The sequence below is a fragment of the Lactobacillus sp. ESL0700 genome (assembly GCF_029392095.1).
Lineage (GTDB): Bacteria > Bacillota > Bacilli > Lactobacillales > Lactobacillaceae > Lactobacillus.
The window spans coordinates 800835-818353 of record NZ_CP113930.1 but is presented as its reverse complement, the minus strand read 5'-3'; the positions used below and the strand labels follow the sequence as shown (position 1 = coordinate 818353).

15 protein-coding genes are annotated in these 17519 nt (G+C 38.0%); 10 read left to right on the top strand and 5 right to left on the bottom strand.

All coding sequences use genetic code 11. The features are described from left to right. Positions 1–29: 29 nt before the first annotated feature. The 4 genes from OZX63_RS03920 (at position 30) to OZX63_RS03905 (ending at position 6148) form a co-directional block, all read left to right on the top strand. Positions 30–1679, top strand: a complete 1650-nt coding sequence (locus OZX63_RS03920; protein WP_277144796.1) for an amino acid permease — start codon at positions 30–32, stop codon at positions 1677–1679. Between the two features lie 130 nt (positions 1680–1809). Beyond that, positions 1810–2622 carry a Cof-type HAD-IIB family hydrolase gene (locus OZX63_RS03915; RefSeq protein WP_277144794.1) on the top strand — a complete coding sequence of 271 codons (813 nt, stop codon included), beginning with the start codon at positions 1810–1812 and terminating at the stop codon, positions 2620–2622. Positions 2623–2650: 28 nt separating this feature from the next. Beyond that, complete coding sequence (locus OZX63_RS03910; RefSeq protein WP_277144792.1) at positions 2651–3352, top strand: ABC transporter ATP-binding protein; 702 nt, start codon at positions 2651–2653, stop codon at positions 3350–3352. Between the two features lie 15 nt (positions 3353–3367). Further along, positions 3368–6148, top strand: a complete 2781-nt coding sequence (locus tag OZX63_RS03905) for an ABC transporter permease (protein ID WP_277144790.1) — start codon at positions 3368–3370, stop codon at positions 6146–6148. A gap of 40 nt (positions 6149–6188) precedes the next feature. Here OZX63_RS03905 and OZX63_RS03900 read toward each other — a convergent pair whose 3' ends face one another. Further along, a complete protein-coding gene (locus tag OZX63_RS03900) occupies positions 6189–6743 on the bottom strand; it encodes a GrpB family protein (protein ID WP_277144789.1) in 555 nt (184 codons plus the stop codon). A 181-nt stretch (positions 6744–6924) separates the two neighbouring features. Between OZX63_RS03900 and OZX63_RS03895 the strand changes: the two genes are divergently transcribed. The 5 genes from OZX63_RS03895 to OZX63_RS03875 all read left to right on the top strand — a co-directional run bounded on the left by OZX63_RS03895 (position 6925) and on the right by OZX63_RS03875 (position 10815). After that, on the top strand, positions 6925–7689 hold the full coding sequence (locus OZX63_RS03895) for an ABC transporter ATP-binding protein (protein ID WP_277144787.1): 765 nt from the start codon (positions 6925–6927) through the stop codon (positions 7687–7689). Between the two features lies 1 nt (position 7690). Continuing rightward, positions 7691–8422: an ABC transporter permease gene (locus OZX63_RS03890; RefSeq protein WP_277144785.1), complete on the top strand. Its 732-nt coding sequence runs from the start codon at positions 7691–7693 to the stop codon at positions 8420–8422. Then, positions 8422–9141 (top strand): antibiotic transporter permease, encoded by a 720-nt coding sequence (locus OZX63_RS03885; protein WP_277144783.1) that lies wholly within the window; start codon positions 8422–8424, stop codon positions 9139–9141. The genes OZX63_RS03890 and OZX63_RS03885 overlap by 1 nt, the downstream gene beginning before the upstream one ends. A 2-nt stretch (positions 9142–9143) precedes the next feature. Further along, on the top strand, positions 9144–9590 hold the full coding sequence (locus OZX63_RS03880; protein ID WP_277144781.1) for a GNAT family N-acetyltransferase: 447 nt from the start codon (positions 9144–9146) through the stop codon (positions 9588–9590). 100 nt (positions 9591–9690) lie between these two features. After that, positions 9691–10815 carry a hypothetical protein gene (locus OZX63_RS03875; RefSeq protein ID WP_277144779.1) on the top strand — a complete coding sequence of 375 codons (1125 nt, stop codon included), beginning with the start codon at positions 9691–9693 and terminating at the stop codon, positions 10813–10815. A 147-nt stretch (positions 10816–10962) separates the two neighbouring features. On the opposite strand, the gene OZX63_RS03870 is transcribed toward OZX63_RS03875, so the two are convergent. From OZX63_RS03870 to OZX63_RS03855, 4 genes are all read right to left on the bottom strand, one after another. After that, positions 10963–11766: an ABC transporter ATP-binding protein gene (locus tag OZX63_RS03870; RefSeq protein ID WP_277144777.1), complete on the bottom strand. Its 804-nt coding sequence runs from the start codon at positions 11764–11766 to the stop codon at positions 10963–10965. Next, positions 11744–12661, bottom strand: coding sequence for an ABC transporter permease (locus OZX63_RS03865; RefSeq protein WP_277144775.1), 918 nt, complete (start codon positions 12659–12661; stop codon positions 11744–11746). Before OZX63_RS03865 ends, OZX63_RS03870 begins: the two co-directional genes overlap by 23 nt. A 27-nt stretch (positions 12662–12688) precedes the next feature. Continuing rightward, positions 12689–13657, bottom strand: coding sequence for an ABC transporter substrate-binding protein (locus OZX63_RS03860; protein ID WP_277144774.1), 969 nt, complete (start codon positions 13655–13657; stop codon positions 12689–12691). 350 nt (positions 13658–14007) lie between these two features. Next, entirely contained in the window at positions 14008–15216 is a 1209-nt protein-coding gene (locus OZX63_RS03855; RefSeq protein ID WP_277144772.1) for an MFS transporter, read from the bottom strand. A gap of 322 nt (positions 15217–15538) precedes the next feature. On the opposite strand from OZX63_RS03855, the gene OZX63_RS03850 reads away from it, so the two are divergent. After that, positions 15539–17488, top strand: a complete 1950-nt coding sequence (locus tag OZX63_RS03850) for a M13 family metallopeptidase (RefSeq protein WP_277144770.1) — start codon at positions 15539–15541, stop codon at positions 17486–17488. The last annotated feature ends 31 nt before the right edge of the window (positions 17489–17519 follow it).

The window sequence follows — 17519 nt, the reverse complement described above, 5'->3', positions numbered from 1 at the left end:
GTTAATTATTTTTAAAGGAGATAATCTCAGTGGATGAAATAGGTTCAAACAAGAAATATATTTCGTGGCCGGTATTAACTCTGATGGCTTTTTGTACTGTTATCGGCTTAGACGATATCATGTACAACTTCCAAAATCAGGGAATGCCTGTTGTCACTTCATGGATTATCATGTGTATTTTTTACGTGATTCCATATTCTTTAATGGTTGGTCAGTTAGGATCAGTCTTTAATAAGGAAGGTGGCGGGCTATCATCATGGGTCCGCGGAACAGATGGCGAATTTTTAGGCTACTTTACCGCTTGGACATACTGGGCAGCCTCAATTCCTTATGCAGTTGATTCGGCTAACACAATTATCGTCGATATTGGCTGGGCCGTTACTGGCTCCGGCAAGTTTCAGGACCAAATTTCAAACAAGAACTTTGCTTTGATGACTTTTGCCATGTTCATTATCTTCATTATTGTTGAACACTACTTCTCAAGATCAATGGAAGTATTATCAACAATTGGCGGTGGCATGATGCTGATTATGACCTTCATGTTTGTCTTTTTAGCCTTTGTTGGGCTAAGCAAATCCGGCGGTCACATGGCAACTACCAACTTCACTTGGCACTCACTTATTCCTAAGTTTGACATGCATTACTGGACTACCATTGCCATGTTAATCTATGCCCTCAACGGTTGTGAATTAGTTGCGCCATACGTTACTAAAATGAAGAAGCCGAAATCCGACTTTCCTAAAGCAATGATTGCCCTAGCAATCATGACCATCTTCTTAACTGTCTTTGGTTCATTTGCTCTTGGTATTTATTTCAATGCCAATCATATTCCAAATGACTTGAAGATGAACGGTGAATACTACGTCTTCGACATGGTTGGTAGACAATATGGCCTTGGTAAAGGTCTACTCTACCTGTGGTCTTGGACATCCGTCTTTTATAACGCTGCTCTTTTAGCCGTCTTACTAGATGCTATGACCAGAATGTTAATTTCTGATACCGGTGACAAGTACATGCCGAAGTTCTTACGCAAAAAGAACAAAAATGGTTTGCCAATCAACGGTTATATCTTAACTGTTGCCCTGTCAGCTTTTATCATGTTACTTGGTATTTTCTTACCTGACATGAATGACATTTTTAACTGGTTATTAAACCTTAACGGTATCATCTCACCAGGTGTTACCTGCTGGATTTTCTATTCCTTCATGCGAATTAGAAAAAACTCCAAGAAGTTTTCGTCTGACTATGTCTTTATCAAAAACGATAAATTGGCTTATCTCGCAGGATTCTTCCTATTAATAGTTACGGCTGTCGCAACTGTTTTAGGAATTGCCCCGCTAGACGTTAAACAATTCAGCAGTTATTGGTGGTATGAATTAATCATTAATATTGTCGCAATTGTCGTCTTAATCGGTCTTGGCGTGATTTTGCCAAGTATTAGACGTCGCGAAGAAGAATATGGCATTGCCTTCAGCCGCAATCAATGGATTACAATGTTTGTCCTGATTATCGGCTCAATCATTCTTGACCTCTACCTTGGCGGTCACAATATTGGCATGATGAATTTGGGTCAATTGAAATTAGGCTTAAACATTATCATTATTGTGATTGAAGCCATCTTAGCAGTTTTACTTTGCTGGCTAGTTGGTAGAAAAAAGCCAAATAATGCGCAAGATTAATTAAATATTTTAAAAACAACCTCACACTGAATGTGGGGCTGTTTTTATTTGCAAAAGAATGGTCAATATCAATTAAAATATTATCGCAACTACTATATAATAACTTTAAGACATAATTAAGGAGAAGAACATGAAAGAGATTCCTTTTAAGGCCGTTGCCGTTGACATGGACGGCACCTTTGTAAATGACGAAAAGACATTTGACCACCAACGTTTTGATAAAATTCTAACCGAATTGCGCAAGCATCATATCCACTTCATTGCTTCCAGCGGGCGACCGTTATCTCGCCTGCAAAAAGACTTTTATGGCTTTTTAGACCGGATTGATATTGTCGCTGACAATGGCTCCATTTTAACGCAGGACAACAATATTATTTTACGGCACGTTTTTACTTATCAAGCGGGGATTAAATTAATCAGTTTTATCCAAAAAAATTACCCAGCAACCGAAATTACTGCTAGCGGACTTGAGCGTTCATATCTTAGTAAACAAGCTTCCGCAAAATTCAAAAGTTCAATGCATTTTTTCTATCCAAATGTCATTGAAGTCGCAGACTTAACTGACTTGCCAACTAGCGACAATCTGACTAAACTCACCCTTAACTGCGATGCAAACTTAGCCAGTGAACTTGAAGCAAGGTTTAACCAAAACAGCAGCGAGCGAATCCACTGCACAACAAGTGGCTTCGATAACATTGACGTCATGCCTAATCGCGTCAACAAGGGACAAGGCATCAAATATTTTCTGCGTTATTTCAACGTTAAACCAGAGGAACTAATTGCCTTTGGTGATGGCATGAATGACAAAGAGATGATTGAACTCGCCGGCTTTGGTTACGCAATGAAAAACGGCAATCCCAAGCTAAAGAAAATTGCCAAGTACGAAGCTCCAAGCAATAATGACATGGGTGTACTGCAGGTTTTAGAAGAATATTTAAAATAAATTTTGTTCTTTCAGGGAGTGAATTTACATGAGCTACATTGAGGTAAGACATAATTTTAAAAAATATCAAACTGGTGACACGGAAGTATTGGCCAATAATGATGTTAGTTTTTCTGTTGAGCAAGGTGAACTGGCGATTATTCTGGGGGCATCTGGTGCCGGCAAGTCCACCATTCTTAATATTTTGGGTGGGATGGACACCAACACTAGCGGTGACGTCATCATTGATGGCCAAAATATCGCCAAGTATAACAAACGGCAATTAACCACTTACCGCAGAAATGATATTGGTTTTGTTTTTCAATTTTATAATCTAATTCAAAATTTGACAGCTAAAGAAAATGTGGAACTTGCTTCAGAAATCGTTAAGGACGCATTAGATCCAGTGCAAACATTGATTGATGTTGGCTTGCAAAAGCGCATCAATAACTTTCCCGCCGAACTATCTGGTGGTGAACAGCAACGCGTCGCAATTGCCCGCGCAATTGCTAAGAACCCCAAGATTTTGCTCTGCGACGAGCCAACTGGTGCCCTAGATTATGAAACTGGGAAGAGCGTCTTACAAATTATCGCTAATATGAGCCGGGAAAAAGGCGCAACCGTGATTATTGTTACGCACAACAGCACCATTGCGCCAATCGCTGACCGTGTAATTCATTTTCATGATGGCCAAGTTACACAAATTGAACAAAATCCCCACCCTGAAGCAATCGCCAATGTTAAATGGTAAAGAAGGCGCATCACGATGAATAAAGTGGTTTGGCAAGATTTTTGGCAGTCAATTAAGCATACTAAAGGACAATTTTTATCGATTTTTGGCTTAATGATGATTGGCGCTTTCGCCCTCGTGGGCTTGATGGTCACAGGGCCGGATATGCGCGACACAGGAAATCATTATGCCCAAACGCTAAAGACACCGGACCTAACAGTTATCAGCAATTATGGCTTAGACAAACAAGATACTAAGAAAATCCGGCACGCTGCTGGCAGCCAAACTGTCGAATTCGGCTACATGACAGACGCTGTGTTAAAAAATAGCCACGAAAGCTGGCGCCTTTTTTCAAAGCCGCAAAAGATTGGTCGCTACGAACTGCGCTCTGGTCGTTTGCCACGAGCTAAGAACGAAATTGCCATTGCCGCTCACTTTCAAAAACGGTACAAACTAGGTCAGACAATTGCTTTTACCGAAAAAAAGAGTCTCTTAGGTACAAAAATGTTGCGGCGACACCAATTTAAGATTGTTGGGTTTGTTCGCTCCAGCCAAATATTATCTAATGTCAATCTTGGTCAAAGCAATAGCGGCACGGGTGAGTTAAAGGGATACGCCGTTGTTCTGCCCGCTGATTTTGACCAGAGTATCTATACAACAGCTAATTTAACTTATCACAACCTGCGCGGAATTGACTCTTATGGTAAGCTTTATGCCACTCGCCTTAACGACCACAAGCGCACGCTTGAACACACATTAAAGACTGAAGCTCCTAAACGCAAGCGAAGAATTGTTGCCGCAGCTCAGCAAAAATTAAGGGCGCAAACTGCTAAAATCACGACTGCTAAGATTAAAATTCAAACTGAAAGACAAAATTTAATTACTGCTAAAAATGAACTACAGCTGCAGCAAGCACAACTTACAGCTCAAGCTAGCCAAATTAACAATTTTACGCCCGCTCAACAAGCACAACTAGCTGCGGCCAAACAGGAATTAACTGCTAAAGCGCAACTATTACAGAAAAAAGAGCAACAATTAACTCACGCTGCTGCCCAAGCAAAAATCAAATTGGCAACTGGCGAGAGTCAAATTAAGCAGTCGCAAAAATTGCTCGCTAAATTGCCAGCACCCACCTATCACGTTTATAACCGCCGCGAAATACCGGGCGGCGAAGGCGATCTTGTGTACAGCACGGTGGCACAAGTGGTCGAGGACCTTGCCAAAGTCTTCCCTATTTTCCTGTATTTTGTTGCTGCACTAGTCACCTTCACAACGATGAACCGGTTCATTGATGAGGAACGAATCAACTCTGGTACCATGAAGGCTCTCGGCTATGACGATTACGTCATTATTAACAAATTCATTCTGTACGGTTTTCTTGCGGGAACGCTCGGGACGATTGCTGGTGTCTATTTGGGACATACATTAATGCCACAAATTGTTTACCATGCTTATTACCAGTCGCTAACCTTGCCGCCAATTGAAGAACATTTTCACTGGCAAATCAGTCTAATCGCGCTCCTTCTTGCTTGGGTCAGCTCGGTTCTGCCAGCATACTTAACTGCTAGAAATGAATTTAAGGAAAAGCCAGCAGCACTCTTGTTGCCTAAGCCACCTGCTGCTGGCTCCAAAATTTTATTAGAAAAAATCCCATTTATTTGGCAGCATCTTAATTTCACCCATAAAGTCACCGCACGCAACATTTTTCGGTATAAAAAGCGCATGCTCATGACCATCTTTGGTGTTTGTGGCTCTGCCACGCTACTCTTTGCTGGTTTTGCTGTTAAAAACTCAATCAGTAACATGAATGATCGCCAATTTAACGACCTAATTCACTACAATTTGATTGTTGCCCAACAATCGCCGATTTCTGCTAGTGAAAAGACAACGTTAAATCGCCAACTCAAAGCCGACAGTGTCAAACAAGAAATGCCAATCTATTATCAATCCTTGACTAAAATTGCTGGCAAAAACGGCGACACACAGGATATTACAATGATTGTGCCGCAAGATAAGAAACAATTTCACCAGTATCTGCATTTAGACCAGCGCCAAACTAAACGGCCAATTTCATTGACTAATCAAGGGATTGTGATTTCAGAGCGACTAGCTAGCTTATTAGGAGTCAAAGCTGGCGAGCGCATTACCTTAACCGACCAAGATAATCACCAGCGCACAATGAAAGTCGCTGCAATTACAGAAATGTACATGGGACACTTTGCATTAATGACGCCAGCGGTTTATCAAAGTATCTTTGGCAGACAGTTTAAGCCTAATGCCAACCTTGTCATTCTCAAAAACGGCTCACGCCAAAATACCCGCACCATGGCCGCCAAGTTTATGAAATTAAACGGTGTGAGCGGTGTCGTTCAAAACACCGCAATCAGTCAGGAACTTGATGTCGTTGTTCAATCGCTGAATATGATTATGCTTGTCTTGATAATTGTAGCGGGATTGCTCGCAATCGTAATTTTGTATAATTTAACTAATATCAATATCGCCGAACGGATCCGTGAACTTTCAACTATTAAAGTGCTTGGCTTTTATGATAATGAAGTGACAATGTACATTTATCGCGAGACAATATTGCTGACTTGTATCGGAATTTTGGTCGGCTACTTGACAGGTGACTTGCTTTACCAATACATTCTCTATGTTGTGCCGCCAGCCAATGTAATGTTTAACCCTGCTTTGTCTACCGATAGTTTCCTTTGGCCGTTAGGCGTTGTCGGTGTAATTACGATTGCACTCGGCTTTATTGTTAATCATAAATTAAAAAATCTTGACATGTTGGCAGCTCTAAAGTCTGTTGATTAAATCAAAAGAAGGATTTCTGAAATAAGAAATCCTTCTTTTTTTATGAATTTTGGTCAATGTGCCGCTTAATCTCTGCTATTACGGGACCCTTGGCATCGGCATATTCTTGAACAGTCGTCCAAGTTTTTTGGGCCAACTCTTGTTTAGTTTGCTGATACTTCAATCGATCAGCGGGATTACTGCGCAGCCAATCGCGAAAAGCCAGTAAATCATGTGCTTCTTTGCTATCTGGTCCATATACATGCACGTGAAACTGCTCGTCTTGGTCAATTAACATCCTGTGCTCTTCTTGTTCCGGCTCGCGAATCCGTAAAAATAAACCAACCTGCTCTAATTGAGGTAAATAAGCTGCTTCATCCGCAGGATCTGAAATAATCAATAAAATATCAATAATTGGTTTAGCAGCAAGTCCAGTAATCGAAGTTGAGCCAACGTGCTCAATTTTTAAAGCTGTCTTGCCAAGGGCTTGTTTAATTATTTTTTCTTCCTGTGCAAATTTCTGCGGCCAAGTAGAATCATAATCAACTAATTTAATTGGCTGATTTGTTTTAACTTTACCAATCGTTACGTGCTGCAAATACTTAAATGATGTCATCTTCTCCTCCTTATTTATTAAAAATATCTAGCACAAAAATAAAACTATGTTATAATTTTTCTCATAGACTTAATGTTACATCAATTTGTTCTTCAAATTAACCTGTAATCATCCGATCGATAATCACACCTTCCTTTTTAGTGATTGATCAAATTACAACTTAATTGACGGAGAATAATTTTTGGAAAATATATTATCAGTTAAACACTTAAAAAAGATTTATCAAAACGGACAACAGTCATTTGACGCACTTGTTGACGTTTCTTTTACAATTGCTAAAGGCGAAATTGTTTCGCTCTTAGGACCTAATGGTGCTGGCAAAACCACCACCGTATCAATTATTGGCGGCTATTTAATTCCTACTTCTGGGCAGGTATTTGTTAATGGCCAAGAAATTACTACTGCAAAAAGACGACCACGAATGGGCGTTTCTTTTGGTGGCGAATTGGGCTTTTATCGCAACGCAACTGCTAGACAAAACCTGGCTTTCTTTGCCGACTTAGCCAAAATCCCCTATCGCCAGCAAAAAGATGAAATTAAACGCGTTTTAGAAATTGTAGACTTAGCGAATGTGGCTGACAAAAAGGCCGGCACATTTTCAAAAGGGATGACCCAAAGATTGCATATCGCTCGAGCACTTTTAGGTCAACCTAATTTACTCTTACTTGATGAACCGACAAGTGGGCTTGATGTTGAAATTGCTAAGAGCATTCGTGACACAATTAAATATTTGGCAAATAGCGGAATCAGTATTTTACTAACTAGTCATACAATGAGCGAGGTTGAGACCTTGGCTGACCACATTGTTTTACTTGGCGGTGGTAAAGTCTTTGCCACTGGCAGTGTTAACGATATTGTTAACTTGTCAAAAGTCAGTCACATTGACAGACCAGCAACGCTAGAAGAATCCTACTTAGCCTTAGCACCACAGTTAAGGAGGAAGTAACATGCGTTTTATTCGTTTATTCCTCTTTCACGTTAAAGATTATCTGTCTGACCAATACTTTGTTTGGTTGACAATTACCAGTACTACCGCGATTTTTTTAATGCAGTACACCATTGCCTACGCCAATCACAACTTGGATAATTCCATGTTGTGGCTGCAAAGCGGCATTTTTGGGATGTGGTCATCCTGTACAACAGTCGCTGGCTGCATCAGTTTTGAAAAATATAAGGGAACACTACCTTATTTATTGAATAATCAATACGATGAGCGTGCATCCCTAATCACACTCCTATTGCCCGCTTCTGCCTATGGTCTGTGTGCCTTTCCACTCAGCTTTTTGTTAGCCAAAATACTTGGCGTTGCTACCGGCAGCGTTAATTTACAACTAATCTTGATTATTTTTCTATTATGGCTTGGTGCGGCCATCATGGGAATGCTAATTGCTTCGTTTTTAACACTAACAGCCGATGCAATGGTCTACGAAACATTAATCGGAACACCAATTGTTCTACTAGCTGGCTTATTTGGCGATAGCAAAATCCTAGAACCCATTACTAATTTTTCACAATGGCTAATTCCAATTACCGCACCAATTGCGACATTGACTCGACAAGTCACTTTTAACTGGTTAGCGTACAGCGTTAGTCTAGGTCTATGGCTGCTTTTGATTAATGTTATTGTCAGAAGAGTCAACTTTTTGGCTAGAAAGAAAGGAGCTCTGAAGATTATCTAATGATTGCTACCCAATTTTCTTCACTATCTTTCTTAAATAACTGGCGCACAAAACTAGTTTACTTTTTCTTAACGCCGCTAATCGACCTCCTATTGCTAGTCTTAATTACAACGCAATACACGGGGACATTTAACTGGAGTGTGGGCATTGCATCAATTGCAATTGATGCCGCACGACTATCCTTGCAAACAATGAATGAGTTACTAGTTAAAGATGCAAACTTGTGCATCGATTTTGAAATGATTACTCAGCGTCCCTTTAGCCCGCGCTATTGGCTCAGTAAAGCAATCGTAGCCTTGATTGTTGGCTATTTACTAGCAATAATTAACCTCTTTCTGGCCTTCTGCTTTGGCGCACCGCTAACGATTATCACTCGCGCCTTAACACTATTACCATTGCTTTGCATTGATGGCATTATTTTAGGCTTTACGGCTTGGACAATTTCGTGGCAGATGAATGACCCATATTTTGCCCAAAATCTGTTTAGTTCATTAATTGAACTTGTCTCCGGCATTTTGGTAATCATTACAGCTTATCCAGCTTGGCTAGCGAAAATCGCTGTGCTATTTCCCTTTTACGGGCCAGTTAACTTAATTAAAACTGGACAAGGTAACCTCGCAGCAAGCTATTTCACAATTATTATTTGGCTATTTATCGGTTTAATCGCCTATCTTATTCAGCTTAAACAAATTCGGCAAACTAAAGGACACCGGTACTAACAATGATTCGACATGCAAAAATAACAGACAGTTCAGCCATTCAAAAAATAAATTACGAGCAACTCGGATATGACTATCCGCTAATTAAGACGCAGACCAGCATGCAACACTTGCTCGCTGATCCTCACCATTTAATTTTAGTTGCAGAAGATGCTCACACAGGTAAAATCACAGGTTATGTTCACGCGGAACTTTATCAAGAAACTTACTTTGACCCCATGCTCAATATTATGGCGCTAGCGGTAAGCAGTGCTGCACAACACCGCGGTATCGGCACCGCACTAATGACTGCAGTTGAAGAATATGCCAAAGAAAAGCAGATTACAGCAATTCGCTTAAATTCGAGTACTAATCGAACTGGCGCGCATCAATTTTATGCTAAAATCGGTTATTCTTTTGATAAAACTCAGAAACGCTTTTCAAAAAAATTGCCAAGTAAGTTCAATTAAAAACAGTATGCCATTTAAATATGTGCTAAAAGTATAAAAAAAGTATAAAATAAAAATGCAAAGTATAAAAAAAGTATAAAACAAATAAGGATTGATTTTTATGCCAGAAAAAATTATCAAGAATCCTTTTCTACCTGGTTTTGGTAGAAAGCCGCCAATGGTTTTAGATCAAGATGAAACCTTAAATGATTATTTATCCGCTCTACAAAATATGGATGGAAAATACCAAACTTCTCTTGTCTATGGCGTTCGTGGAGCTGGAAAAACTGTTTTTCTAATTAATGTCAGAAATCAACTTAAAAAGATAGATGGCTGGTATTTTGTTCAGCTTTCATTAAGCCAAGGTAACCTTCTCAATCAGCTAATTAGAGGTTTACAAAAAATTGGAAAAATCGATTGGGAACAAGTGCTTAAAGGCTTCTCTGCTCAATTAAATTTTGCAGGCATCGGATTTACCATAAGAAGTGAGCAAAACGAGCAAACTTTGGATTATAAGGGAATCTTAGAAGAAATGCTCTTGAAGCTTAAAAAACAAAAGATTTTTGTTTTAATAGGAATTGATGAAATTGAAATAAGTAATGATGTTCGGGCTTTTGCTCTACTTTATCAGATACTGATTGGTGAGGAGCTAAACCTAGCATTAATTATGACTGGCTTACCAAGTAGAGTTTCAGATTTACAAAAAGACAAAGTGCTAACTTTTTTATATCGTAGCAATCGAATTTACTTAGAAAAGCTCGATAGAGAAACAGTTATTAATAGTTATGAAGAAGCGTTCAAAGCTGGTAATAAAGAAATTGCGCCAATGGATATTGATAGGCTGGCTGAAGCAGCTGGCGGTTATCCTTATGCCTTTCAAACAGTTGGTTATTATGCATGGCGACTAAGTGAAAGTAACCAAAACATTATTGATAATAAAGTTATTAAACAAACAATAAAGCGTACGCAAAACGATCTCTACCATAATTCATACGAACAACTATATACTGAAATTTCTAGTACAGATCGAGATTTTCTTAATGCAATGGCAGAATATTCTAATAATAGTGTTCCTATCAATTGGATACAAAAAAAGCTAAATAAGAGTAAAAATTACTTGTCTGTATATAGAGCGCGACTTAAAGATGATCAGTTAATTGATACGGCTCAAAGAGGTTTTGTAACCTTCACTTTGCCTTATTTTAAGGAATTCATTTCTTGGTTTAAAGAAAGTCATTTTTTATAATAGTTTTAAAGAATTATAATAATGCCTGAAACTAGGCAAATCCAATAATTAAAAAAGGTCTTTGACTAAAAGCTGTGTTGCGCAGCAATTAGCAAAGACCTTTTTTTTAATTAAGCAAATTTTATGAATACTTTTATTGACAACTAATTAAGCAAGCAAGATTGCATCATCTTTTAATTCTGAACCAACGTGCTTTTGGAATAGTTCCATCAGTTTGGGCACCGTCATCTTTTTCTTTTCTTCTCCGGCAAGATTTAATGCCACGCGACCCTGATGAAGCATGATAAGCCGATTACCATAACGAATGGCATCTTCCATATTATGCGTAACCATGAATGCCGTTAGCTTTTGCTCACTGATTAATTTTTCAGTTAATTGCATTACCGTAATTGAGGTTCGCGGATCAAGTGCTGCCGTATGCTCATCAAGTAAAATTAAATCTGGTCGTTGCAACGTTGCCATTAATAACGTAATTGCTTGTCTTTGACCACCAGACAGTAAACCAATTTCGGCATCTAAGCGGTTTTCTAAATTTAAATCAAGTTGGGAAAGTTGCTGCTTAAAAAACTGCCGATCCTGTCTTTTAACACCTGCACGAAAGCCGCGATGTTGCCCGCGCTTCATTGCTAAAGCCAGATTTTCTTCAACCGTTAATCTGACAGCTGTTCCCATCTTGGGATCCTGAAAGACGCGACTGATGTTTTTGGCACGTTTAGTAACGGGTAATTTACTAATGTCGGTTCCATTTAAAATGATCTGGCCTTCTTGAATGGGTAAAGTTCCCGCAATGCTATTAAGCAACGTAGATTTGCCTGCACCATTACTGCCGATAATTGTTACAAAATCGCCGGCTTCTAATTCAAGGTTAATTCCACGTAATACACGATTTTCGTTGACAGTTCCTCGTTCAAAGGTTTGGTGTAAATTTTTAATTTTCAGTACTTGAGACATTTTTATTCTCCCCTTTATTTTTGCGCGATAATTTAAAATTAGGTAGAGCCAAACAAACAATTAATACTAAAGCTGAAGCGAGTTTAGCATCTGAAGGTTCAACGTTCATTTGGAAAACCAAGGCTAAAATTAAACGATAAACAATTGCACCAATGACCAATGTCAGCATTCGCCCACCAATTGCTAAATTACGAATTAATACTTCAGCAATAATGATTGAAGCTAGTCCAACAACAAGTGTACCGACTCCAGAATTAAGGTCAGCAAAGCCATTGTTTTGAGCTAATAGTGCACCTGAAAGAGCAATGCAGCCATTAGAAATCATGTAACCCCAGATTTTCATATTTTGTGTCTTAATACCGTTAGCAGCACTCATTTCAGGATTGTCGCCAGTTGCCCGCATTGCTAAGCCGATTTCAGTTCTGAAAAATATAACTAGCAGTCCAATTACCAATAACGAAATAATTAGCCCCGTAACAATGACGGCGTTGTTGTGAGACAGACCCAGGTTTTGTGCCATAGTGAAGATAGTTGCCTTGCCTAGAAGCGAAACATTAGCAGCGTTTAGCATTACTCGCGAAGTTATCGAGTATAGGCCAGTCATCGTGACAATCCCTGCTAATAGTGCCGGAATCTTTAACTTGGTATTTAAAATACCCGTGACTAGACCAGCAATCATGCCACCACCAAAAGCAGCAAGAGTTGCCAAAATTGGATTAACGCCGTTAATTAAACACATTGTGGTAATTGCACCACCTAAAGGAAAACTGCCCTCAGCAGTCATATCTGCTAAGTCGAGAATCCTGAAGGTCAGGTAAACTCCAATTGCCATCAAGGACCAAAGCAGTCCTTGCGAGGTTGCCGAAAGAAATAAATCCCAAAAAGTATTCATCATATTTGCTTATTCACTTGCCTTTCTAAATTATTTAGGTGCCTTAATCGATTTTGGATCAATTCCTAAAGCCTTAGCCATCTTCTTATTAACCACTAATTTTAAATTAGTAGCTTTTTCAACAGGCATATCTTGAGGTTTTGCCTTGCCCGATAAAATCTTAGCTGCCATTTTACCTGTTTGTCTTCCTAGAGATTCATAATCGATTCCGATTGAAGCAAGTCCACCATTTTTAACCTGCTCAGTTGCACCAGCTACTAACGGAATTTTCTTTTCCTTCACGACCTTACCAATCAGTGAAGCGGCAGAAGCAAAAGTATTATCAGTTGGAACATATATCCCCTGAACTTTGTCAGCTAAAGTTTCTGTTACTTGTTGCACATCGTTAGTTGTATTTGCTGTTTTAACTACGACCTTAACCCCAGCCTTCTTTAATGCGGCTATTGCTAAATCGGCTTGGATTTTTGAATTGGCTTCACCGGCATTGTACATAATACCGATGGTCTTTGCTTTAGGAACAATTGACAGTAATAATTTGATTTGCCTATCAATTGAAACCATATCAGTGGTTCCCGTGACATTTTTGCCCGGTTTATTATTTGAATTGACCAGCTTAGCAGCTTTTAGATCGGTTACAGCCGTAACAACAATCGGAATATCTTGCGTTGTATTAGCTAAGCTTTGGGCAGCTGGCGTGGCAATTCCTAATACGAGATCAGATTTTTCATTAACCAATTTGTCACTCATACTCTTTAAATTATCTTGACTATTTTGTGCATTTTGGTAATCAATTTTTAGATTTTTGCCTTCAACGTAACCGCCGTCTTTTAGGCCTTCTTTAAAACCCTTGTATGCTTCATCAAGTGATGGGTGTTGAACAACTTGTAAAACGCCAACGTGTTTAACCGCTTCGCTTTTACCAGTTTTATTACTAGTGCAGCCACCTAAAAGTAATAAACTTGCCAAACTGAGTCCCGTAATTATTTTTTTAATATGCATTATTTTTCCTCCGTAATGTTTCGATATATTTCAATAAAAAAATACCCACTTAATTCCTAAGTGGGTATTTAAAAAAATCATTTTAAATTTAATGTTGCAATTAGCCACTTAGAAATCATGTGACTAATTGCAAACAAACTGCTTTAGCCATCATAGATAGATTCAAACTTGCGTTTCGCTTGAATCCAACTAGATGAATCCAAACGCTATCTAAAGAAGCTAAAGTAGCTACGAGTATTCAAATGTAATTTTAGACAATTTCTACTAATCATCAGAATTACCTCCAACTCTCAATGAGAGAATTATAAGATATTTTTTAAATTAAGTCAACAACAAATGGAAATATTCTATTACTTTAAATTGTTATAGTTTTGTCTGCAACTCTTATGATAGATAATTAATGCTATTAAAAATAGACCTGTCCCAATGATAGCCAGCACGCCCCATGCAACTCCGATATTAAAATGATCAGAAATATAACCATTGATGGCTAAAATAACCACATAAACCGCAGCTTCTAGTGCATTATTAACCGAAATAATAGTTGCCCTGCTTGTCTCTGTGCTAATTTTTAATTGCAAAATAGTATCTTGAGCAATTAACCTAATATCATAAAATGCAATATGCAACAGGAAAAACAGAATTGAAACATAATAAAAGTTAGTTAATGAAATTGACAGGATAATCATTATCGCTGCCAAAAAAGCCACAAAGATAATTATTGTAAATTGACTGACCTTTCTTTTATTTAGTTTTTTATAAACAACAGAAGCCAAAATGCCAACTAGATTAATTGCCACCAGTATAAAGCCAGTATTGATTTTGTGCCCACGTTGAAAATATAGCTGCCACTGAGTATAGGGACTATAAGTAATAAAATCTATTGGCAAAAATAGCAAAATCAGTTTAAATGTGTCCGTTTCATTCTTTACTACACTTTTAACATCTTTTATCAAATTGAGTCTTTTCAGGTCTGCACTAGTTCCAGCAATATTTTTATTATCATATTTAAGTAGGAAAGTTAGTATCAAGGCTGTCATTATCAAAAGCAAAGAACCAGCAACTAATGGATATGCTAAATTAACGTTGCCTAACCAATTGGCACCTATAAAGCCAACTATCATACTTATTGGCGTTGCTAATATTCGATAATTTGAATAGATATCGCCTAGTTCAGCTGCTTTATTTTCCTTTTTAGCCTTATTCGCAATCCACGATGTCATCGTCCCAGATTGTAGAGAATCACCTAAGGCTGTTAAAATCCCACTGGCAACAAGGACTGTAATATTTGAAAACGGCACAGTCAGTATAATTAAACCAATTGCTCTGATAATTGCACTAAATTGAATTGTATGCAAATAGCCAAAATGATCTGCCGTATAACCTGATGGGATTTCTGAAACAAAAGTTATTATCCAAAAGAGTGCCAAATATAAATTAATTTGGCCATATGAATAGCCAACCTGATGCATGAACAAATAGATGGTGCCACTCCAAATCGTAACCCCACTATTGTATAAAATGTTTATTAAATAATAGATGTTCTTATATTTTTTCATTTTTGATCTTTAAAATTTTTAACTAGGATATATAGATTGAGTAAATACAAAGTATTGTTTTTATTGCTCTTAAAATTAATTATTAATTTTAATATCTTAAATATTTTTATTTATATTTAATAATTATAGCATATAGTTTATAGAAGAAATTTAAGCAAAAATGTTTAAAAAAATAGACCAAGAATTAATATGAAACTTTAGCTTAGGACTAGTTTATTTGTTTCTTTAAATGCAGTAAAATTATGCTTTTAAGATATAAATTAAAATGATATGATTGCATTATTGGAAATTTAATTTATAAATAATGAAGTGAGGCTTCAATATGAAAAACATTTCTAAAGTACGCGGCGGTAGCGGTAGCGTACTAGAACCTAAAGTTGGTACAAGACCACAAGACAATTTATATTTAGCAGTGAATTCAGAATGGCTGCAAACAGCAAAAATTCCGGCAGATCGTTCACGTTATGGGTCTTTTATTATGATTGCGGAAGCATTAGAAAAGAACTTAATGCATGACTTTGCAGATTTTGCTAGTGGGAAAAAGCCATTACCTGATGTACCTAATATGTCTAAGGCAGTAGAATTATATAAACTAGCTAATGATTTTACTAAGCGTAATCAAGACGGCGCAGCTCCGATTATGGCTGACTTGCAAGTACTTGAAGAAGTTAAAGACTTGGATGACTTGAATGCTAAAGCAGCAAGCTTGAGCAAATTTGCAACAATGCCATTTTCTTTAGAAGTTGAAGTTGATATGAAAAATACAGAAGTTTACGTGCTGTATTTCTCAGGCCCACAGGTTGTGCTGCCAGATGCGTCAACTTATAAGAGTCCGGATGCTGCAAAATTACTTGCAGTTTGGGAAAAGCAATCAGTAAAATTGCTGGAATTAGCTGGTGTTGACTCAAGCAAGGCAGCTGATTATGCACGCAAAGCCGTCAACTTTGATAAGAAGCTAGCAGGTATCGTTAAGTCTGGTGAAGAGTGGGCTGACGAAGTGAAATGGTATAATCCGTTAAATACAGAAGACTTTGAAGCTAAGTTTAAGAACTTCAAGATGAACACTTATCTTGATGCAATTTTAGATAAAAAGCCTGAACGGATCATTAACAAAGAGCCAAGATTTTTAGACCATGTTAACGAGTTAATCAATGAAGACACGTTTGCTGAAATTAAAGCTTGGATGATTGTCAACTTTATTAATGATAACGCTGAAAACTTGTCACAAGAATTTCGTGAAGCAAGTTTCCCATTTACTCAGGCAAAGACAGGTATACCAGAATTGGCTACTGGAGAGAAACAGGCCTTTCACATTGCTGATAGAGACTTCTCTGAAGTAGTCGGTGTTTATTACGGTCAAAATTATTTTGGCGTTGATGCCAAAAAAGATGTTGAGGACATGATTCACCGAATGTTAGCGGTGTATGAACATCGTTTGCAAAACAACGATTGGCTATCTGCATCAACTAAGGAAAAAGCAATAGCGAAGCTGCGGGCATTAAAGCTGAAAATTGGCTATCCAGATAAGATTGAAGCGATTTACGATCAACTACAGGTTGTCCCAGCAGATCAAGGCGGCAGTTTATATGCTAATCGGCGTTCGTTTAGAATTGCTAAAGCTAAATATAATTTTGCTAAGTTACAACAAGCTGTTGATCCAACTGTCTGGGAAATGCCAGGCGATATGGTTAATGCTTGCTATAATGGTCAAATTAATGATTTGACTTTCCCAGCTGCAATTTTGCAAAAACCATTCTACGATATTAACCAGAGTCGTGCTGCTAACTTTGGCGGTATTGGTTCTGTTATTGCTCATGAAATTTCTCATGCATTTGATAATAATGGTGCCCAATTTGATGAGCATGGTAATATGAATAACTGGTGGACCAAGGAAGATTATGCAGAATTTCAAAAGCGTACACAAGCAGAAATTGACTTATTTGATGGGATTCAATACGGCCCAGTTAAGCTTAATGGTAAGCAAATGGTCTCAGAAAATATTGCCGATCAAGGTGGATTGACTGCTGCAGTTGAAGCTGCCAAAAACGAAGGCGATGATTTGCAAGAATTATTTGAAAATCATGCTCGTATTTGGATGATTAAAGCAACACCGGAAACAATTAAGGCAATTCTATCATTTGATGTTCATGGCCCAGAACCTTTGCGTGCTAATCTCCAGGCTCAATGTCAAGATGACTTCTACAAGGCATTTGACGTCAAGCCAACCGATGGTATGTGGCTAGACCCTGATAAGCGAGTTCATATCTGGTAATTAAAAATATATCTAAAAAGGAACGTTAATT